Raw genomic sequence first — 20690 nt, 5'->3', positions numbered from 1 at the left:
ATGCTGAAGCTTTGGAAGGTTAACGCCAAGGCCGGCGACGCGACGGTCAAGTACCCGTTTGCGCCGTTCCCCACCAATAAGGACATGCGCGGCAAGCCCGAGCACAACGCCGAGCTCTGCATCGCCTGCGGTGCCTGCGGCGTGGCATGCCCGGCCGATGCCATTCGCATGGACACCGACCTTGCGGCCGATACCATCACCTGGTCGATCGACTACGGCCGCTGCATCTTTTGCGGCCGTTGCGAGGAAGCCTGCCCCATGGAGGCCATCAAACTCACCGAGGAGTTTGAGCTGGCCGTCATGAGCAAGGACGACCTCACCAGCAAGAGCGTCTACACGCTCGAGCACTGCTCGCGCTGCGGCAAGCCGTTCGCCCCGCACAAGGAGATCGACTACGCTAAGCGCCTGCTGCAAAAGGCCGGCGGCATGGAGGCCGAGCAGGCCGCCCGTACCGTCGGTATGTGCCAGGAGTGCAAGCGCGAGCTCGACGCCCTGCGCGCCGCCTCGGCCGTAAAGACCGGCAACGCTGCCGGCATGGCCGCCAACGAGACGCTTGCGTCCGGTGAGCCCCAGGGCCCCGGCATGGAGTATCTGGGCGGCCACGGCGTGAACCCGGAGTATATCGACCGCGAGCTCAACCCCGATGCGCCCGAGATTCCCGCCGGTCCGGCGCCGGTCGAGGGCATCATCATGGATTTTGAAACGAAGGAGGAGTAACCATGGCCGAACCCACGCTTTTGCCCGAGCGGCTTCAGTACCGCCCGACCAAGATCGAGCTCGACGAGAGCATCGAGAAGGCCAAGGCGACCCTTCTTAAGAAGATCAAGCGCTCGGTGTACGTCTACCGTGTCGACTGCGGCGGCTGCAACGGCTGCGAGATCGAGATCTTCGGTTCCATCACGCCCGTCTTCGACGTCGAGCGCTTTGGCATCAAGGTCGTGCCCTCGCCCCGTCACGCCGATGTGCTGCTGTACACCGGCGCCGTGACGCGTGCCATGCGCATGCCGGCCCTGCGCGCCTTTGAGGCCGCACCCGATCCCAAGATCGTGGTGTCCTATGGCGCGTGCGGCTGCACCGGCGGCATCTTCTACGACAACTACTGCGTCTGGGGCGGCACGGATAAGATTCTGCCGGTCGATGTCTACATCCCCGGCTGCCCGCCCAGCCCCGCGCAGACCGTCTACGGCTTTGCCATGGCACTCGGTCTGCTGGACCAAAAGCTCCATGCCGAGACCACGGTGGAGGCCGCCGACGAGCAGGCCGATATCCTGCACCCCGGCGTGCCGTACAAGCTGCGCGTTGCCATCGAGCGCGAGGCTCGCGCCATGAGCGGCTACCGTTACGGCCGCGACCTGGCCAACGAGTTCATGGACACGCTCGAGGGTGCACCCAAGGGCGATATCCGCGGTGCCATGGCGCTGCTCATCGACAAGCAGGACGATCCGCGCCGCGTCGAGGTGTACTCGGCGCTTCAGGATCTGGTGCTGGCCGGAGGTCGCTAGATGGAGCTTACGGACCGCTCTGGTTACTTTGCGGGTCCCGGCATGCTCGGCGGCTCTTTTGGCGATGCCTCGCGCGCAAGCGTCGAGGCCGCCGAGGGCGTCGCCGACCCCTGCCTGGGCCATGCGCCCGACCAGGTGGTCTTCTATGAGCTCACGCGTAAGTTTGTGGAGACCAAGGAAGACGTTCCCCAGGAGGCCTGCGACGTGCTGTACTACACGCTCGCCGTGGGCCACCACACCGGCGTGCTCGACTGCTTTGAGCCGCGTCTGTCGGTGCCGGTGAACGTCTTTTATTCGCTCGTCGACGCGCTGCCGGAGGGGGAGGCCAAAACCAAGTTTGAGGCCATCCGCTCCTTTGGCGAGTGCCAGCTCGACAAGGCGGCGGTGCCGTCGCTGCTCGAGGCCTGCGATGCGCTGCTCGACGAGCGCGGTTTTCGCGGATCTGCCAAGGCCGGCATCTCGGTGTTCGATGACGACTTTGGCCTGCATGCCCAGCAGGTCGCGTTCTTAATGAAGTTCCGCGATCTGGTGGAACGCGTGCGCGATGTGTCGGGTGTGTATCTGACGGGGAGGTTGCAGTAATGGGTCGCGTTGTGGATGGTCGTGTGAACGGCGCCCCGTTTGCGGGTATCGTGCTCACTGCGGGAAGCGTGCTACGTGCCGACGATGCCGCCGGCCCCGTGCTCTCCAAAAAGATGGAGGACGCGCCGCTTGCTGGCTGGTACACCATCGATGGCGGTCAGACGCCCGAGGACGACATCATCGAGGTTAAGCGTGAGCGTCCGCCGCGTTTGGTTTTGGTCGATGCCGCCGACATGGCGCTGCCCGTCGGCGCCATCCGCTTGCTCGACAAACGTGACGTGGCCCGCAAGTCGATGTTCACCACGCATTCGCTCCCTTTGTCGATTCTGATCGAGGAAATCGAGCAATCGTGCGAAGATATCGTCTTCATAGGGATTCAGCCGGGCGATACGGAGTTTTACAACCCTATGTCCCCGGAAGTCTTTGACGCCGTCGACGCCGTGTACGACGCCGTGGCCGCCAACGACTTTTCCCACTTTGTCCGCTTGGGGCAGGAGCTATAGCAGCGCTTGTCCCTGCTGATTAGGAAAGAAGCGATTGACATGGCAGATTCCAAAGTGGAGTACCCCGCTCCCGATTGCCTGGCGCCCGCCGCGATCGAGGCCAAGACCGAGGCCGCCGGCGTGACCAAGGCTAACCTGCCGGTCGCTAAGGCCTTTCTGTTGGCAATGTTCGCCGGCGCGTTTATCGCCTTCGGCGGCCTGTTCTTTACGGTGTTTTTGAGCGACAGCACGCTGGGCTGGGGTGCCCAGCGCGTCGTGGGCGGCCTGTGCTTTTGCCTGGGCCTGGTGCTGGTGCTGGTGTGCGGCGCCGAGCTGTTTACCGGCAATTCGCTTATGGTCTGCGCGCTCAAGAGCAAAAAGATCACGCTGGTCCAGATGCTCAAGGCCTGGGTCGTCGTGTGGATCGGCAATTTTGTCGGCGCTCTGTTCATCGTCTTCTTGGTGTACATGGCCGGCATTTACAAGCTCAACGGCGAGGCGGTCGCCAATTCCATGGTGAGCGTCGCCGCCGGCAAGGTGACGGTCGACTGGGTGACGATCTTCTTCCGCGGCATCCTGTGCAACATCTTTGTGTGCCTGGCCGTGTGGATCGGTACCGCCGGCAAGACCGTAGTCGATAAGGTTGTGGGCATTTTGCTGCCCATCGCCGCCTTTGTGGCCTGCGGTTTTGAGCACTGCGTTGCCAACATGTACTTTTTGCCCATGGGTGCCGTGATGCACGCGTGCGGCTATGGTGCCAAGGTTGCCGGGGCCGATGCGCTCAACGTCGCGGGTATTGCGTTTAACCTATCCGCCGCCACGCTGGGCAACATCGTGGGCGGTGCGGTTCTGATCGCGCTCGGCTACTGGTTTGTCTACGCCAAGAAGTCCGAGGCGTAATAAGCCGGAATGACGTACGGGCCTCCCGAGGGGCGTTTGCCTTTTGGGAGGCTCTTCGTGTCTTGCTGCGGTAGATGCTGCGGGCTTTGCGTCGCGGCAGCTGGCGGCAGAGCTGTGGTGCGGTGGGGCCTGAACCCCTGAGCTGGAAGGAATAATCGAGATGGCATCGAGAACTATGCATGACGGTCGCTCCGTGGTGACGACATGCGGGGGATGCTATGCCGATTGCGCCTTTGCGGCCCATGTTGAGGATGGGCGTGTGGTGGCCGAGTTGCCGGTGCCGGGGCATCCGTGCGCGGCGCGTGCCCTGTGCGCCCGCGGACGGCATCGCCTGGCAATGCCGTTTGACGAGCGTGACCGCATTGTGCACCCCATGCGACGCCGCCGGGATGGCTCGGGGTTTGATGCGATTACCTGGGACGAGGCGTTCGCGCAGATTGCCGAGCGTCTTTTGGGGATTGTTGACGAGTGCGGGCCTCGTGCACTGGGCATGACGCTCGGCGTTCCCTCGTTCGACCGCTACTGGGGCTATCGCTTTATGCATGCGCTGGGTTCGCCCAACGTGTACGGTGCCGATGGTGCCTGCGAGGTAAGCCGACTTACCGGCTGGGAGCACAGCCTGGGCTATAGTCCCGCCTCCGACCTGGCGCGTACCGATTGCATTATGTACCTGGGGCGTTCCATTGTCGATTCGTCGACGATGGGAGCCGTTGATGCGCTCAACGATGCGCGCCGGCGCGGGGCGAAGATCATCGTGGTTGATCCCCGGCGCAGCGGCTCGGCCGCGCTTGCCGATCGCTGGCTCCGCGTACGCCCGGGCTGCGACTTGGCGCTGCTGTTGGGTATTGCCCACGTGTTGATTGACGAGGGCCTGTACGACCGCGAGTTTGTGGACCACTATACCACGGGTTTTGACGAGCTGGCACAGGCGGCCAGTGCTTGGACGCCCGAGTGGGCCGAGTCGATGTGCGACGTGCCGGCCGCAGAGATTGTCGCCACGGCGCGCGATCTCGCTGCCGCCGCGCCTGCCGCCGTGGTGGATGCGGGCTTTCATGGCGGCATCGGAATCGCGTATGCCAATAGCACCCAGACCGCGCGCGCTATTTGCTTGGTCGACGTGCTGCTGGGCTGCATCGGACACGTGGGCGGTGCCCTCAACCCGCCCACGCCGCTTGTGTTGGGCGACCTCGATCCCGCACGCTTTGCGACGCCGCCGGTGCCGCGCGGGCCCAAGCTGGGGTCCGAGCGCTATCCGCTGGTCGATCCGGTGCGCGGCCTGTGCACGACTATCGGTCAGTCGATTCTTGCCGGCGATTTGCGTGGGCTCATCGTCTATGCCAGTAACCCCGGTGCGGGCTATGGCAATGCACAGGCTTGGTTGAGTATTTTGCAGCAGCTCGACTTGCTCGTGACGATTGATATTTGCTGGTCCGAGACGGCGCGTGCTTCTGACTTCGTGCTGCCCGACGTGACGTATCTGGAGGCTGACCGCGGCGTGGGAACGGTGACGGGCGCCAACGATGCGCGCGTGTTCTACCGCAACGCCGTGCTGCCCGTGCAGCATGACGACACACGTCCCGGTCGGGAGATTTTTGCCGGTCTGGCGCAGGCGTGTGGCGTGGGCGAGTACTTCCAGTTTACGTCTGACGATCTGGCGGCTGCCCAGGTGGCGCCTTTTGGGATCGATCTGGACGAGCTCATGGAGCGCGGCTGGGCCGATACGGGCATGGAGCTGCCGACGCGCACGGGTGAGCCGGTGATTCCGCTTGCCGGCGGCAAGATTGCGCTGGCAAGCGACATATGGGAGCGAGCCGGCATGGGTCGTGTGCCCGACTGGATCGCGCCCATGGTGGAGCCCAGCCCGGGGATGTTTCGCCTCATTAGTGGCAATCGACCCTTTGAGTCGCATACCTCGCGCAGGCTCGCGGCAGCAGGTGCCGCCGAGGCGGGTTCCGACTTGGACGCCGTGCAGATGAATGCCGGTGTTGCCACACGCATGGGTATCGCCAATGGAGAGGTCGTCGAGTTGGTGAGCGATATGGGCCGCGATCGCGTGCGCGTGGAGACGACGCCGTATCTGCATCCGGCGTGCATCTTCACCTCGGCCGCCCCCGGCGGGCGTTCGTTTGGCGCCGATGCCGGCGGCGCTCAGGCCTTGGGCGTCGGCCCACTCGACCATACACCGTTGCGTTGGGACCCATTGACGGGCGCCGCGCTCACCCAGGAAAACGCCGTTCGCGTGGAAAAGATCGCGGCACGCGAGGATAATAGCGATTGATTGACTCAGCCGATCGAATTGGCTGATAGTTTGACGTTCGAACGATTGATTCACCTTTGGTTTTGAAAGGTCGCACATGAGCGATAGCCAGAACATGTCCGATGAGGTGCGCGCCCGCCTGCGCGCCATTCCCTCCGTCAACGAGCTGCTTACCGAGTGGCCGGTGGTGAAGGCGGCGGGGGAGACCTGCGACGCGGTGGTGCATGCCGCCGTCACGGCCGAGCTCGACGAGGAGCGAGCCGCCATTCGCGCCGGCGCCGCCCCGCGCTCTAAGCGCGACCTGGCTTCGGCCATCGAGTGGCGTGCGCACCGTTCCGCGCTGCCGAGCCTGCGCCCTGCCGTCAACGCTACGGGCGTGGTCATCCATACCAACTTGGGCCGCGCCCCGCTCGCGGAGTCGGCGGCAAAGGCCGTGGCCGAGGTCGCGCGCGGGTACAGCACGCTCGAGTACAGCGTGGACACCTGCTCGCGCGGGTCGCGCAAGGAACATGCCGCGCAGCTCATCCGCTCGCTTACCGGTGCCGAGGACGCGCTGGTCGTTAACAATAACGCGGCCGCCGTGCTGTTGGTGCTGGCGACCCATGCCGCAGGCAAGGAGGTCATCGTCAGCCGCGGCGAGCTTGTCGAGATTGGCGGCAGCTTCCGCATCCCCGATGTCATGGCGGCTTCGGGCGCCAAACTCGTCGAGGTCGGCGCCACCAACCGCACGCACCTGGACGACTACGAGCGCGCCATCACGCCCGATACGGCCATGATCCTCAAGGTCCATCCTTCCAACTATCGCATCGAGGGCTTTCACGAGGAGGTGGGCTCTCGGGAGCTTGCGGCGCTTGCTCACAAGCATGGCCTGCTGTTCTACGAGGACCAGGGGTCGGGCGCGCTGTTGCCCGACGACATCTTGGTGCGCGGAGGCGAAGAAACCACGCCGGCTTCGGTCGCGGCGGGGCTCGATATCGTGTCATGCTCGGGCGATAAGCTGCTCGGCGCCGCGCAGGCGGGCATTATCATGGGCCGTCGCGATCTGGTCCAGGCCTGCGGCGCACATCCGCTCATGCGCGCTCTGCGTCCGGGCAAACTGGCTCTGTCGGCGCTCGAGGCCACGCTGCGTATCTACATGGATGGCGCCGATGTTGCCCATCGCGATATTCCGGTGCTCAGCATGCTTACGCTGCCGCAGGCTCATTTGGAGCGACGTGCCCGTAAGCTGCGTGATCGTATGGTCGCCGGGCTCGATAAGGCTGGTTGCCCGTGCGCCGTTGAGCTGGAGATTGTCGAGGAGTCCTCGACTCCCGGCGGCGGCTCGCTGCCTACCGTCGAGCTGCCCACGATGTGCGTGGCCGTCTGCCCAGTCGACGGGTGCCTGTCCGTCGACGCGCTCAAGCGCTCACTCGTCCAAGATTTCGACACACCGGTTGTCACGCGCGCCTCGCACGATCGCGTCCTGTTTGACGTACGCACGCTCGTGGGTGACCGTGATATCGAGACGGCGGCATCGACGCTCGTCGCGTGCGTTAAGAAGGCGATTGCTCGATGAGTGAGGTTCAAGCGCTGGTGGAGTGTCCCGTTATCGTTGGCACGGCGGGCCACGTCGACCACGGTAAGTCGGCACTGATCGAGGCGTTGACCGGCAAGAATCCCGACCGTCTGGAGGTCGAGCGCCGTCGCGGTATGACCGTGGAGCTTGGCTTTGGCGAGCTGGCGCTGCCGAGCGGCAAGATCGTCGGCCTGGTCGACGTGCCGGGCCACGCGCATTACCTGCGCGCCATGGTGCAGGGTGCCACGGGCATTGATGTTGCCGTGTTGGTGGTCTCTGCCGTCGAGGGCGTGATGCCGCAGACCCGCGAGCACGTGCATGTGCTGGAGCTGCTGGGCGTTACGCATATGGTGGTGGCGCTTACGATGCGCGACCTGGCCGATGCCGAGATGGTCGAGCTTGCCGAGCTCGATGTCGATGACTTTTTGTCGGGCACCGTGTTTGCGGGCGCGCCGATCGTGCCCGTGTCGTCCAAGACGGGCGAGGGTATCGACGGGCTGCTTGCGGTGCTCGACGAGCAGGTGAATGCCTGCTGGGATGCTTGCCGCGATCGCGCCGAGCGGAGCGACGCCGCGCCACGCTTGCCGATTGACCGCTGCTTTACGATCAAGGGCGTCGGCACCGTCGTGACGGGAACGCTGCACGATGCGCCGGTTGCGGTGGGCGACGAGCTGATGGCTTTGCCGTCGCGTACGGTCTGTCGTGTGCGCGGGATTCAGGTGCATGGCGATACGCCGCGCGCGCTGCCTGGGCAACGCGTGGCGCTTAACCTGGTTGGCGATGGCGTCGCGGTGCTTGACCGCGGCGAGATGCTGGGCGTGGCGGACCGCTTTGGTCAGACGTTGCGATTTATGATGACATTCACCTACCTGGGTCGCGAGGGCACCAAGCCGCGCGTGCTCGAGTCGGGCGCGCGCGTGCATGTGATGGCCGGCACGGCCGAGGTTGTTGGCCGCATCATGCTTTTGGAGGGCGAGGCCCCCATGGCGGTGGGCGAGACGCGAGTGGTGCAGGTGCGCTTGGAGGAGCCGCTGCCGCTGCGCGCCGGAGACCATGCCGTGGTGTTGTCGTATTCGCCCGTGATGCTTATTGGCGGCGGGCGCGTGCTGCTTTCGCACTGCCGTCGCTCGCGCGAGCTTGCCGAAGGAGAGCGTGCGCTGTACGCGGCGCTCGAGTCCGGCGATATCGCGGGCGGTGTGGGCGCTTGGCTTGCGCTGCAGGCGCTGCCGGTTACGGTGATTGATGTTGCCGAGGCTTTGGATCTTGGTGTCGGCCAGGTCGATGCCGCGCTGCGCGGGTTGGTGGCGCAGGGCTCCGTTCGCAAGCTTGCCGCGGGTGAAACGGACCTCTTGGCGGACGCCGTGGTGCTTGACGCTGCGATGGATGCCCTGGCGGCGACCCTGTCTGCCATGCACGCGGCTGCCCCCAAGGAGACGGGCTTTACGCCCGGCGCCGTCGCCCATGCTGCTTGGTCTACCGCTGACGATACAGTTGCCGCAGCCCTGATTTCCGAGGGCTGCTCTCGCGGCGTGTGCGCCTCCGAGGGCGCCGAGGTGTTCGACCCGCACTCCGCTGCCGCTGCAGCGCGTGTGGTGCGCGAGGCCTGCGAACGCATCGTTGCCTTGCTGGACGAAGCCGGCCTCGATGCGCCGACGTTGCCCGAGGTGGGCGAGCAACTCCAGCTCGATCGCGACACCATGACGCGAGCCCTGCGCGAGCTTTCGCTCAACCGCTTGATCGCTAAGGTCGAGCGCGACGTTGCCCTGTCTGCTGCCGCCGAGGCCCATGCGCGCGAGCTCGTCGCCGCCGCCATCACCGACGCCGGTGGCGCCGCCACCACGAGCGTGCTGCGCGAGGCCCTAGGTGTGTCGCGTAAACGTGCCATCAGCATCTTGGAACACCTGGATGCCGTGCGCTTTACGGCGCTCGACAAGGATGCCGGCGGCCTGCGCTCCCTGCGCTAGGCCGGTCACCTGCCCCCGCCTCCTCAGTTGCGGTGAAATAGTTCCTAGTTGGAGGCTTTGTCAGCAAAACCGGGAACTATTCCATCGCAACTTCTTGCTCGTCTTTTTGGGATGGGGCCTGTTCGGTTTGGTAAAATACCTCCGTACTTGGGAACGGATGGGCTCCGGTGGGCTCCGCGGTCCTCAAAACCGTTGCGAGGCGTGCAAAACGTCTTGGATGTGTTCGATTCACATACGTTCCCGCCATACGCTACCAGCGCTTTTGTGCTCGCGGTCTTACTGCGTGCCGCAAAGGCGCTGTTTTGTTATTGCACGAGCTTTTCGTAGCGCCGCTATTTCGGCGGCTGCATTCAGCTTCGTGCACCGGGTTTAGAGCATGCCGATGGGGGTGTTTTGCCGTATGACTACCGTAAGACGAGCCGATCTTTCTTGCGTCGTCCAGGCGGGCGGGCTGTCGTCGCGCATGGGTTCCGACAAGGCGCGGATGTTGTTTTGCGGCGAGCCGCTCATCGAACGCGTGCTGGGTCGCCTGGCGCAAGTTGCCGGCGAATTGGTTGTGACGACCTCGCGTCCCAGCGAGCTCGCCTATCTTGAGGAGCGCGCGTTTGGCGGTCTTGTGCCGCGTGTGGTAGCGGATCTTGAAGGGCCTGCGGGTGCCATGCGTGGCATCGCGAGCTCGTTGGCCGCGGCTCGGCTGCCTCTCGTGGCGATCGTTGCCTGCGATATGCCGTTTGTCTCGCCGGAACTCATCGGCGCGCTTGCCGTTCATGTTGAGGCCGAGGCGCTCGGTGTGTGCGTGCCGCGCGAGGAGCGGGGGATTGAGCCGCTGTGCGCCGTGTGGCGCCGCCAGACTTGCGCGTCGGTTGCCCGTGAGTTGCTCGACAAGGACCGCCAACGCATCCGCTGTTTGATCGACCAGGTCCATGCCGGCTATCTGGATGAGCCCCAGATTGTCGAGGTTGCCGGTTCCACGCTCTGCTTCGAGAACGTCAATACGCCCGAGGAGTTTGCGGCGGCCGAGTTGCTCGCCTAGACGATTGGAGTTGCCATGTCTCACGATATTTGTCCCGACACGGGAGAGCCTTGCACTTGCGATGGTTCCGAGCCCTGTACCTGCGGCTGCGGTGGCTGTGGACATACTGCGGAAGAGGAAGCGGCCGCCGCGGCGTATCGCGAGGCACATCGCGAAGGCCCGTCCGGTGATGCCCTCGACCACGAGCGCAAGATTATCGTTTCGTTCGACAGCACCTTCGATGTGATGGAGTGCGAGCAGCTTTGCCTGGATGCCGGCGTGCCCGGGCGCATTATGCCTTTGCCCGGCTCCATTACCGCAGGTTGCGGCCTGTGCTGGGCCATGCCGTTCTCGGGCGATGCGCTCGCTGCCTTCCGCGCCGCCACCGAGGGCCGCATAACCCCTGCCGACTACCATCAGCTCGTCCTCTAACCACCAACACCACCACAAAGGTGCCCAATGTGGTGGTTTGGAACATGTGGACGAAACAGCTTCGAAACACGCGATTTGCGCGTTGGGCACTCAAAAACGCTTCTACCTGCATCGTAATCAAAACGAAACATCTGCTCGTCGGCTTATGCGAAACTTTCCCGCAACAGTGCGATATTATCCATACTCGATAAAGCTCGCGGCGCATGGGGCGCCTCGAACGACACTTTTCTTTTCCATCAATTGGAGGAAGCATGAGCTACACGCAGAAAGTTCTCGAAGAGCTCAAGGCCCGCTATCCCGAGCAGCCTGAGTTCATCCAGGCCGCGACCGAGATTCTCGGCACCATCCAGCCGGCGCTCGACGCCCATCCCGAGTACGAGGAGGCCGCCCTGCTTGAGCGCCTCGTCGAGCCCGAGCGCATCGTCATGTTCCGTGTTCCCTGGGTCGACGACCAGGGCAAGGTTCAGGTCAACCGCGGTTACCGCGTCGAGTTCAACTCTGCCATTGGACCCTACAAGGGCGGCCTGCGCTTTAACCCGACGGTCACCCTGGGTATGCTCAAGTTCCTGGGTCTGGAGCAGATCCTCAAGAACAGCCTGACCACCCTTCCCATGGGCGGCGGCAAGGGCGGCTCCGACTTTGACCCCAAGGGCAAGTCCAACAACGAGATCATGCACTTCTGCCAGTCCTTCATGACCGAGCTCTATCGTCACATTGGCCCCAACACCGACGTTCCCGCCGGCGACCTGGGCGTTGGCGGCCGCGAGGTTGCCTACCTGTTCGGTCAGTACAAGCGCCTGACCAACGAGTGGACCGGCGTCCTTACCGGCAAGGGCCTCTCCTTTGGCGGCTCGCTCGCCCGTACCGAGGCCACCGGTTACGGTCTGGCCTACTTTGTGGACGAGTACCTCAAGAGCCGCGGCGACTCCTTCGAGGGCAAGAACGTCGTCGTTCACGGCTCCGGCAACGTCGCTATCTATGCGGTCCAGAAGGTCACTCAGCTCGGTGGCAAGGTGCTCGCCTGCTCCGATACCCACGGCTGGGTCGAGGATCCCGACGGCATCGACTACACCGTGCTCGAGCACGTCTATAACAAGAAGCGCTCCGGCCACGACAAGGGCGTTACGCTCGCCATGTACGTCGACGAGAAGCCCAACGCCGTGTGGCACGAGGGCGACGGCCGCGGCGTGTGGCAGCTTCCCTGCGATATTGCGCTGCCCTGCGCTCGCGAGAACACGCTGCTGCTCGAGGACGCCCAGGCACTCGTCGCCAACGGATGCAAGGTGGTCGGCGAGGGCGCGAACATGCCCACGACCATCGAGGCCACGACCTACTTCCAGAAGAACGGCGTCGCCTTTATGCCCGGTAAGGCTGCCAACGCCGGCGGCGTGCTCGTGTCCGGCCTGGAGATGAGCCAGAACGCCGAGCACCTGTCCTGGACCTTCGAGGAGGTCGACGGCAAGCTCGAGCAGCTCATGCGCGGCATGTTCCACAACGTGGACGACACCGCCAAGGAGTACGGCCAGGAGGGCAACTTCGTTATGGGCGCCAACATCGCCGGCTTCCTGAAGGTCGCCGACGCCATGCTCGCCCAGGGCGTCTGCTAAATCCTCGCTCGACATAGCATGTGATGAGGCTCCCAGCCATTCCGGCTGGGAGCCTTTTCTATCCCGGAGGACTCCTCATAACTTGCGGTGATATACGGACTGTTTTGCGTTCCAGAACGGCTAATCAGTCCGTATATCACCGCAAGTTATGTATGGGTGGGTGGATTTTGTCCTAAAACGGTGTGCGGCCCCTCGTTTGGTACACTTAAAAGTATTGGACAAGTGGAGAGATGGGGGAGAACGTGCTCAAGTTCGGTACCTACGTCCGTGTTGGAAACGCGGCCGAAGCCTATGAGCTCTTACAGAAGAACCGCAACAACAAGATTGTGGGCGGCGGCATCTGGATGCGCCTGGGTTCGCGTCGCGTGGCGACGGCGATTGACCTTTCGGCCTGCGGACTCGATCAGATCGAGGAGACCGAGACCGAGTTTCGCATCGGCGCCATGTGCACCCTGCGCCAGCTCGAGCGCCATGTTGAGCTCAACGCGCTTGTCAACAACGTCTTTGAGTTCGCCGTCCACGATATCGTGGGCGTGCAGCTGCGCAACACCGCCACGGTGGGCGGCAGCATCTACGGTCGCTTTGGCTTCTCGGACGTGCTCTCCGCCTTCCTCGCTCTTGATTCTTACGTTGAGCTGACGGGCGCCGGCCGCGTGCCGCTCGCGGAGTTCGTTGACATGGGCTACGTGCGCGATGTTATTGAGCATGTCGTGGTCGTCAAGCACGATTACCGCGCGAGCTACGAGGCCGTGCGCAAGGCTGCGACCGACTTCCCCTCGCTCAACGTCACCGCCGCCTGGTGGAACGGCTCCTGGCACGTCACCGTGGGCGCCCGCCCGCTGCGCGCGACCCTGCTGCAGGGCGAGGCATGTGGCCTGGTGAGCGAGCAGCCTTCCGAGGACGAGCTACGCACACTGGCCGTATCCGTGCGTGCCCTGAGCTACGGCACCAACCTGTGGGGTTCGGCTGAGTACCGCCGTCGCATCTCGGCCCCGCTGGCGATTCAGGCTGTGCGCCGCGCCGCCGGCATCGAGCTTTCTGCCGCGCTTGCCCGCGAGCTCGAGACCGTGCAGGTCCCCAAGTTTGCCACGGACGAGTATTCCTGCCGCCGCGTGCCCGGCGTCGATTCTAGCGAGGTGCGCTAATGGCTGCCAAACTCATCGATCTTTCCTTTACGCTCAACGGCCGCAAGGTCAAGGTTCAGATTGCCCCCGATACCATGCTCTTTGCGCTGCTGCGCGAGCAGGGCTGCGCGTCGGTGCGCTGCGCCTGCGAGACCACCAACTGCGGTCTGTGCACGGTGTGGCTCGACGGCGACCCGGTGCTGAGCTGCTCGGTTCCCGCCGCCCGTGTTGAGGGCCGCTCCGTCACCACGCTCGAGGGCCTCAAGGCCGAGTCCGAGGCGCTCGCCCGCGCAATGGCTGCCGAAGGCGCCGAGCAGTGCGGTTTTTGCGCCCCCGGCCTCATCATGAACGTGCTGGCGCTTGCCCGCGCCGCCAAGGAGGACCCGAGCCTCGTCGCCACGCGCGAGGAACTCTCGCGCCAGCTCGCCGGCAACCTCTGCCGCTGCAGCGGCTATGAGAGCCAGCTGCGCGCCATCGTCCGCTTCCTCAACGAGTCTGGCGTGCAGGTGGGCTTCGAGATGTCCGAGCTGCCGGTCAACGAAACCAGCTGCGACGGCGTCACCTACAAGCAGATTACCCACAAGCAGCCCAAGAAGGACTCGAAGGCCCTGCTCGAGGGCCGTCCCGTCTACACGGGCGATATGGTGCCCGCCGGCGCGCTCATCGTCAAACTCAAGCGCAGCCCCTATGCCCGCGCCAAGATCCGCTCCATCGATACGTCGCGCGCCCTGAAGGTGCCCGGCGTCGTGGGCGTCTACACCTATGAGGACGTGCCCAAGCGCCGCTTTACCATCGCTGGCCAGAGCTATCCGCAGCCGAGTCCCTACGACCGCCTAATTCTCGAGAACCTCGTCCGTTACCAAAACGAGGAGGTGGCGATCGTCGCCGCCGAGACTGAGGAGGCCGCCGACAAGGCGCTCAAGCTCATCAAGGTCGACTACGAGGTGCTTGAGCCCCTGCTCGACTTTACCAAGGCGCTCGATAACGACATCGTGGTTCACCCCGAGGGCGACGTGACCTTTATGTTTCCGCAGGGCGGCGACGTTCCGCGCAACCTGGTGTGCAGCGGTACCAGCGATTTTGGCAACCTTGACGAGGCCTTCGCCCAGAGCGACATCGTCTTTGAGCGCACCTACACCAGCCAGGCCACGCAGACCGCGCCCATGGAAACCTTCCGCGCCTTCGCGACGACCGACGCGTTTGGGCGTGTCTCGGTGACCACCTCGACGCAGGTGCCCTTCCACGTGCGCCGCATGGTCGCGCAGTCGCTCGACATTCCGCAGTCGCAGGTGCAGGTCATTAAGCCGCGCATCGGCGGCGGCTTTGGCTCCAAGCAGACGGGCTGCTGCGAGATCTTCGTGGCGTTCGTGACCCAGCAGACCGGCCGTCCGAGCTACTGCTGCTACACGCGCGAGGAGACCATCACCGCGGGCAACTCGCGCCACCAGATGCAGATGACCGTTAAGCTGGGCGCCATGAACGACGGCACCATCACGGCCATCGATCTGCACACGCTGTCCAACGCCGGCGCCTATGGCGAGCACGCCACCACGACGATCGGCCTTTCGGGCCACAAGAGCCTGCCCATCTACAACCATGTGAAGGCGAGCCGCTTTAGGTGGGACGCCGTCTACACCAATACCAACCGCGGCGGCGCGTATCGTGGCTACGGTGCCACTCAGGGTCAATTTGCCGTGGAGAGTGCCGTCAACGAGCTCGCCGACATGCTGCACATGGACCCCGCCGACCTGCGCCTTAAGAACATCGTGCGCGAGGGCGAGACCATGCCGCAGTACTACAACGAGAAGCTCAATGCCTGCGCGCTCGATCGCTGCCTGCTGCGCGCGATGGACATGATCGGCTGGCGCGACAAACCGCTAGCCGTCGACCTGGGCGACCGCGTGCGCGCCCTGGGCTGCGCGCTCACCATGCAGGGCTCGGGCATCTCCAATGTCGACATCGCCGGCATCGACATGCGCTTGGAAGAGGACGGCTTCATTACCATTGGCACCGGCGCCACCGATAACGGCATGGGCGTCGACACGATCCTGGCGCAGATTGCCGCCGAGGAGCTGGGCGTGGAGAGTTCAATGATCGTGGTACGCGGCGTGGACACCGACGTGTCGCCGTTCGATGCCGGCTCGTACGCGAGTTCGGGTACGTACGTGACGGGCCTTGCCGCCAAGAACGCCGCGACCGAGCTGCGTGAGAAGATCTGCGCCAAGGCCGCCCAGATGTGGGACGTGGACGCCGCCGACGTGGTCTTTGATGGTCAGTACGTGCGCCTGTCCGACGAGCGTGCCGCGCGTGAGCAGAACCGCTACCTCACGCTGCGCGACTTTGCCAACCTGTGCGTCAAGAACATCGCAGGCGGCGACGCGCTCACCTTGCATGCCTCTGCCTGCCTGCCCGTTTCGCCCCCGCCGTTTATGGCCGGCATTGCCGAGGTCGAGGTCGACAAGGCCACCGGCAAGGTGACTGTGGTGGACTACGCGGCGGCTGTGGACTGCGGCACCGTGATCAACGAGGCGCTCGCGCGCGTCCAGGCCGAGGGCGGCATTGCCCAGGGTATCGGCCACGCGCTCTACGAAATCGTCGAGCATGATGAGCGCGGCCGCCTGCGCACCGGCAACTTTATGAGCTACAAGTTGCCCACGCGCCTGGATATCGGCAGCATTCGCGTGGCCTTTGAGCCGAGTTACGAGCCGACGGGCCCGTTTGGCGCCAAGTCGATCGGCGAGGTCGTCATCAACACGCCGCTCGCCGCAGTAGCCTCGGCCGTGGCGCACGCCACCGGACATCAGGTTCGCTCGCTGCCGATCACGCCCGAGAAGGCCCTGCTGGGGGAGTAGGCGAGGCGACGCATCCGCCGCTCTTTGCCTAGCCCTGGGAAACTGCAGCCCACTTTTCGACCGAATTGTGGGCTGCAGTTTCCGTTTGAGGCCCTCGGCGGAAAGTGCATCCCGGAATAGGGGCTCAAAACGGGTTGCAGTTTCCGGTTGATGGCTATAGCGGAAATCGTGTCCCATTCCGAGGCCCCAAACCGGGACACGCTTTCCGGCACATGGCCAGCACCGCCAGACTGCCGAGTCCCACCGAAGTTGCGGTGGAATAGGGACTGTTTTGGAGGACTGGAGCCCCAAACAGTCCCTATTCCACCGCAACTTCGATGGGGCGGCGGGGGATCCGATGCGTACTCGTGGTGAGGTCGTGAGCCTATAAAAGGTGTGCGTGCGCTTGTCGTTCGTATCTGCTATCATTCCTAGTCTGTGCGCTCATGCGGGCGTGGCGGAATTGGTAGACGCGCCAGATTTAGGTTCTGGTGGGATTCCCGTGAAGGTTCGAGTCCTTTCGCCCGCACCATCGCACCTGCGTCGGCTCCCGCCGTCGCGACACTTTGTTGCATAAAGGTACCAGCACCTCAGATAAGCTGGGCAGTATGAGGAGGAACGTGTTGAACATCACCGCTTCTGACGTCAAGGACGCCAAGCTCACCGCTACGGTCACCATCCCGGCCGCCGACGTCGACGCCGCGATCAAGAAGGCCTACAAGGACACCGCCAAGAAGTACCGCTTCCCGGGCTTCCGCGCCGGTAAGGCTCCCCGTCCGGTCATCGACTCTGCTCTTGGCGCCGAGGCTACCCTCGCTCAGGCCACCAACGACCTGATCGCCGCCAACGAGCCCGTCGTCCTCAACGAGCTGGACATCGTCCCCACCAAGAGCGGTGACTACAAGGAGCTCGACCTCGCTAAGGATCACGAGGACTACACCTACACCGTCGAGTTCTCCCTGCGTCCTGCTGCTGAGCTCTCCTCCTTCGACGCCGTTGAGATCGAGATGCCTCCTGCGGAGGTCACCGAGTCCGAGATCAACAACCAGGTCGAGATGCTCCTCAACTACCGCGCTACCTTCGAGGACGTCGAGGGCCGCGCCGTCGAGGCCGAGGACTACGTTACCGTCGACCTCAAGGCCGTCGAGAACGCCGACAACTTCGCCGCTGAGGGCCGCATGCTCATCGCCGGTAGCGACAGCAACCCCAAGGAGTTCAACGAGGCCCTGATCGGCGCCAACGTTGACGACGTCAAGACCGTCACCTGGACCGACGAGGTCGAGGAGGGCGAGGAGGCCGAGACCCACACTGTCGAGGTCACCGTCAAGGGCATCAAGGTCCGCAACACCCCCGAGCTCACCGACGAGCTCGTCAAGTCCGACTTTGGCTTCGACAGCATCGATGCTATGCGCGACGCCATCAAGATCGAGATCGAGCAGGACAAGGCTTCCCGCCTCCCGGCCGAGAAGGAGAACCGTTGCGTCTCCGCTCTCGCCGAGCGCCTGCAGCTCGACGAGATGGACGCCGACTACGAGCAGTCCGTCTTTGAGGAGCTTGGCCAGAACTTCCTGTCTAACCTCGCTGCCCGTGGCATGACGCTCGACACCTGGCTGCCCGCTTCCGGCCTGACCATGGAGCAGTTCATCGGCGACCTGCACAAGCAGGCCAACGACGTTGCCCGTGAGTCCCTGGCGCTCGACGCTCTCGCCCGTGAGCTCAAGATCGAGGTCACCGAGGACGACATCAACGCCGAGTTTGAGAAGGCCGGCGTCAAGGACGTCGAGGCTTCCAAGGCCGAGTTCATCGCTGATGGCCGCATGCCGGCGGTCCGCGAGTCCATCCGTCGTTCCAAGGCCGTCGACCACCTGGTCGAGAACGCCAAGGTGACCGAGGTCGACGAGACCGCCAAGGACGCCGAGTAATTCTCGCCACCTTGCCCGCGAGCGCATGGATGCGCCCGTGATGGGGTAAAGTTATACACCGGTTATCCGGTTGCTTCGTACGGTGCCAGCCAATGCATAGCATGCGGGCACCGTACGTTTGTCTAGAACCACTATTGGTCCGTAAGAGAAATGGAGATGCGTATGATCGCTAAGTTCGATTCCGCCCTCGTGCCATACGTTATCGAGCAGACGCCGCGCGGCGAGCGCAGCTACGATATCTATTCGCGCCTGCTCAACGACCGCATTATCTTCTTGGGCGAGGAGATCAACTCCGTCAGCGCCAACCTGGTCGTTGCCCAGCTGCTGCATCTTGAGAGCCAGGATGCCGAGAAGGATATCTCGCTCTACATCAATTCGCCCGGTGGCGAGGTCTACTCTGGCCTGGCGATTCTGGACACCATGAACTTCATTAAGCCGCAGGTCTCCACCATCTGCGTCGGTATGGCCGCGTCCATGGCCGCCGTGCTGCTTTCGGCGGGCGCCAAGGGCAAGCGCTTCTGCCTGCCGCACTCCAAGGTCATGATTCACCAGCCCAGCGGCGGTGCCCAGGGCCAGCAGACCGAGATCGAGATCGTGGCCGAGGAGATCAAGAAGACCCGTCGCGAGCTCAACCAGATCCTGTCCGACGCATCGGGCCAGCCGATCGAGAAGGTCCAGGCCGATACCGAGCGCGACAACTACCTGACCGCTGCCGAGGCCCTCGACTACGGCCTGATCGACCGTATCGTTACCTCGCGCGATCTCGCCGCGAAGGACGCCTAGGATGGCAGGTAACATGCAGGACAACTTTGACGAGAACGGCAACCCCATCCGCTGCTCCTTCTGCGGAAAAGAGCAGGGCCAGGTCCGTCGTCTTGTAAAGGGCCCGACCAACATCTTTATCTGTGACGAGTGCGTCGCTGCCTGCTCCGAGATTCTTGAGGAGTCGCTGGCTTCGGACTTTATGGACGCCGCCCGCAACGGCAAGCTGCCGGGCTTCCTCAACGACCACGGCCAGACTGCGTCCCAGCCCGCCGTTGACCCCGAGACGGAGGGTTTTGAGCTCGAGGACGACCGTCAGGTCATCACGCACGTGCCGACGCCGCACGAGATCTATGACGAGCTTTCGGCCTATGTTATGGGCCAGGAGGACGCCAAGCGCGCCATGTCGGTGGCCGTGTACAACCACTACCGTCGCGTGATCGAGGGCGGTGCCGCGGTGTCCGCCTTTGACGAGGCCTCGGGTATGGGGGCCCAGTTTAACGACGACATGGACGAGGTGGAGCTCGCCAAGTCCAACATCTTGCTGCTCGGCCCCACCGGTACCGGTAAGACGCTGCTGGCCCAGACGCTTGCGCGCATCCTCGAGGTACCGTTTGCCATCGCCGACGCCACCGCGCTCACCGAGGCTGGCTACGTTGGCGAGGACGTTGAGAACATCCTGCTCAAGCTCATCAACGCCGCCGATGGCGATATCGAGCGCGCGCAGGTGGGCATCATCTACGTGGACGAGATCGACAAAATCGCCCGCAAGGCCGAGAACCTCTCCATCACCCGCGATGTCTCGGGCGAGGGTGTTCAGCAGGCACTGCTGAAGATTCTTGAGGGCACGGTGGCAAGCGTTCCGCCCACTGGCGGCCGCAAGCATCCCCAGCAGGAACTGTTGCAGATCGACACGACCAACATCCTGTTTATCTGCGGCGGTGCCTTTGTGGGCCTGGATAAGATCATCGCCGACCGCGTGGGCAACAAGGGCGTGGGCTTTAACTCCGAGATCGCCGGCCCCACCTCGGTCGACGAGAACGACCTGCTGCGTCAGGTGCTCCCGCAGGACCTCAACGCCTTTGGCATGATTCCCGAGTTCGTGGGCCGTACGCCCGTCGTCACCCAGACGCAGGCACTCGACGAGGACGACCTGGTGTCTATCCTGACCGAGCCCAAGAACGCCGTGGTGCGTCAGTACCGCAAGATGTTCCAGCTCGAGGACGTCGAGCTTGAGTTTGAGGACGCGGCCCTGCACGAGATCGCCCGCATGGCGCTTGCCCGCAAGACCGGCGCCCGCGGCCTGCGTTCCATCTGCGAGGACGTGCTGCAGCAGACGATGTTCGACCTCCCCAGCGAGGAGGGCGTTTCCAAGGTCGTCGTGACCGAAGCCTCCGTAAAGGGCGAAGAACAACCCCAGCGCATCTACGGGTAAATAGCTTGAATCCAGGCCCCGCGGCAACCACCGCGGGGCCTGCCATTTAGGGACAGGTTTATTTTGGTCGGTTTTATATGGGCAAATGTCGTTTCCCCTGATAAAACCGACCAAAATAAACCTGTCCCTTTTTGGCAGGTATGCCTGTGCTATTCTGTGAGATTGTCAAGTTAGTACCTTCAGACTGAAGTAATCGATACCTAAGGCGTGTCCGCCTGCTTGGTTTTCGTAGATTCCGCACGAGCCGATGAGCACTTAATGTGCTCTTCGTGCGAGTCAGGACCTGACCGAGCGAAAACCAAGCAGGCGGACACGCCGACGGG

General features: G+C 63.7%; 16 protein-coding genes and 2 tRNA genes. All 18 read left to right on the top strand.

From position 1 onward, the window contains the following. The 18 genes from AAAX72_RS00195 (at position 1) to clpX (ending at position 20367) form a co-directional block, all read left to right on the top strand. Entirely contained in the window at positions 1 to 717 is a 717-nt protein-coding gene (locus AAAX72_RS00195; protein WP_070097519.1) for a formate hydrogenlyase complex iron-sulfur subunit, read from the top strand. A 2-nt stretch (positions 718 to 719) separates the two neighbouring features. After that, positions 720 to 1502, top strand: a complete 783-nt coding sequence (locus AAAX72_RS00190; protein ID WP_217750434.1) for an NADH-quinone oxidoreductase subunit B family protein — start codon at positions 720 to 722, stop codon at positions 1500 to 1502. Then, positions 1503 to 2084 carry a formate hydrogenlyase maturation HycH family protein gene (locus AAAX72_RS00185; protein ID WP_349128471.1) on the top strand — a complete coding sequence of 194 codons (582 nt, stop codon included), beginning with the start codon at positions 1503 to 1505 and terminating at the stop codon, positions 2082 to 2084. Next, positions 2084 to 2587 carry a hydrogenase maturation peptidase HycI gene (gene hycI / locus AAAX72_RS00180; protein ID WP_349128469.1) on the top strand — a complete coding sequence of 168 codons (504 nt, stop codon included), beginning with the start codon at positions 2084 to 2086 and terminating at the stop codon, positions 2585 to 2587. The genes AAAX72_RS00185 and hycI overlap by 1 nt, the downstream gene beginning before the upstream one ends. A 39-nt stretch (positions 2588 to 2626) precedes the next feature. Further along, the gene (locus AAAX72_RS00175; RefSeq protein ID WP_349128467.1) at positions 2627 to 3466 is read left to right on the top strand and encodes a formate/nitrite transporter family protein; all 840 of its coding nucleotides are present in this window, start codon (positions 2627 to 2629) and stop codon (positions 3464 to 3466) included. 160 nt (positions 3467 to 3626) lie between these two features. Beyond that, complete coding sequence (locus AAAX72_RS00170) at positions 3627 to 5744, top strand: molybdopterin-dependent oxidoreductase (RefSeq protein ID WP_349128465.1); 2118 nt, start codon at positions 3627 to 3629, stop codon at positions 5742 to 5744. Between the two features lie 76 nt (positions 5745 to 5820). Next, positions 5821 to 7278: an L-seryl-tRNA(Sec) selenium transferase gene (gene selA / locus AAAX72_RS00165; RefSeq protein ID WP_349128463.1), complete on the top strand. Its 1458-nt coding sequence runs from the start codon at positions 5821 to 5823 to the stop codon at positions 7276 to 7278. After that, positions 7275 to 9242 carry a selenocysteine-specific translation elongation factor gene (gene selB, locus AAAX72_RS00160; protein ID WP_349128461.1) on the top strand — a complete coding sequence of 656 codons (1968 nt, stop codon included), beginning with the start codon at positions 7275 to 7277 and terminating at the stop codon, positions 9240 to 9242. Before selA ends, selB begins: the two co-directional genes overlap by 4 nt. A 149-nt stretch (positions 9243 to 9391) precedes the next feature. Next, a tRNA-Sec gene (locus AAAX72_RS00155) sits at positions 9392 to 9488 on the top strand. A 154-nt stretch (positions 9489 to 9642) separates the two neighbouring features. Next, entirely contained in the window at positions 9643 to 10275 is a 633-nt protein-coding gene (locus AAAX72_RS00150; protein ID WP_349128459.1) for a molybdenum cofactor guanylyltransferase, read from the top strand. A gap of 15 nt (positions 10276 to 10290) precedes the next feature. Continuing rightward, on the top strand, positions 10291 to 10686 hold the full coding sequence (locus tag AAAX72_RS00145; RefSeq protein ID WP_195193057.1) for a DUF3343 domain-containing protein: 396 nt from the start codon (positions 10291 to 10293) through the stop codon (positions 10684 to 10686). A 251-nt stretch (positions 10687 to 10937) separates the two neighbouring features. Beyond that, entirely contained in the window at positions 10938 to 12293 is a 1356-nt protein-coding gene (gene gdhA, locus AAAX72_RS00140; RefSeq protein ID WP_349128458.1) for an NADP-specific glutamate dehydrogenase, read from the top strand. Positions 12294 to 12523: 230 nt separating this feature from the next. After that, positions 12524 to 13438, top strand: a complete 915-nt coding sequence (locus AAAX72_RS00135; RefSeq protein WP_349128456.1) for an FAD binding domain-containing protein — start codon at positions 12524 to 12526, stop codon at positions 13436 to 13438. Then, a complete protein-coding gene (locus tag AAAX72_RS00130; RefSeq protein ID WP_349128454.1) occupies positions 13438 to 16269 on the top strand; it encodes a molybdopterin cofactor-binding domain-containing protein in 2832 nt (943 codons plus the stop codon). Before AAAX72_RS00135 ends, AAAX72_RS00130 begins: the two co-directional genes overlap by 1 nt. Positions 16270 to 16696: 427 nt before the next feature. After that, a tRNA-Leu gene (locus AAAX72_RS00125) sits at positions 16697 to 16780 on the top strand. A gap of 88 nt (positions 16781 to 16868) precedes the next feature. After that, positions 16869 to 18170 (top strand): trigger factor, encoded by a 1302-nt coding sequence (tig, locus tag AAAX72_RS00120; RefSeq protein ID WP_349128452.1) that lies wholly within the window; start codon positions 16869 to 16871, stop codon positions 18168 to 18170. Positions 18171 to 18332: 162 nt separating this feature from the next. Then, positions 18333 to 18953 carry an ATP-dependent Clp protease proteolytic subunit gene (locus tag AAAX72_RS00115; protein WP_022095182.1) on the top strand — a complete coding sequence of 207 codons (621 nt, stop codon included), beginning with the start codon at positions 18333 to 18335 and terminating at the stop codon, positions 18951 to 18953. A gap of 1 nt (position 18954) precedes the next feature. Beyond that, a complete protein-coding gene (clpX, locus tag AAAX72_RS00110; RefSeq protein ID WP_349128450.1) occupies positions 18955 to 20367 on the top strand; it encodes an ATP-dependent Clp protease ATP-binding subunit ClpX in 1413 nt (470 codons plus the stop codon). The last annotated feature ends 323 nt before the right edge of the window (positions 20368 to 20690 follow it).

This window comes from Collinsella sp. CLA-ER-H8 (assembly GCF_040092335.1).
Taxonomy (GTDB): Bacteria; Actinomycetota; Coriobacteriia; order Coriobacteriales; family Coriobacteriaceae; genus Collinsella.
This window is presented reverse-complemented; position numbering and strand designations above follow the sequence as displayed.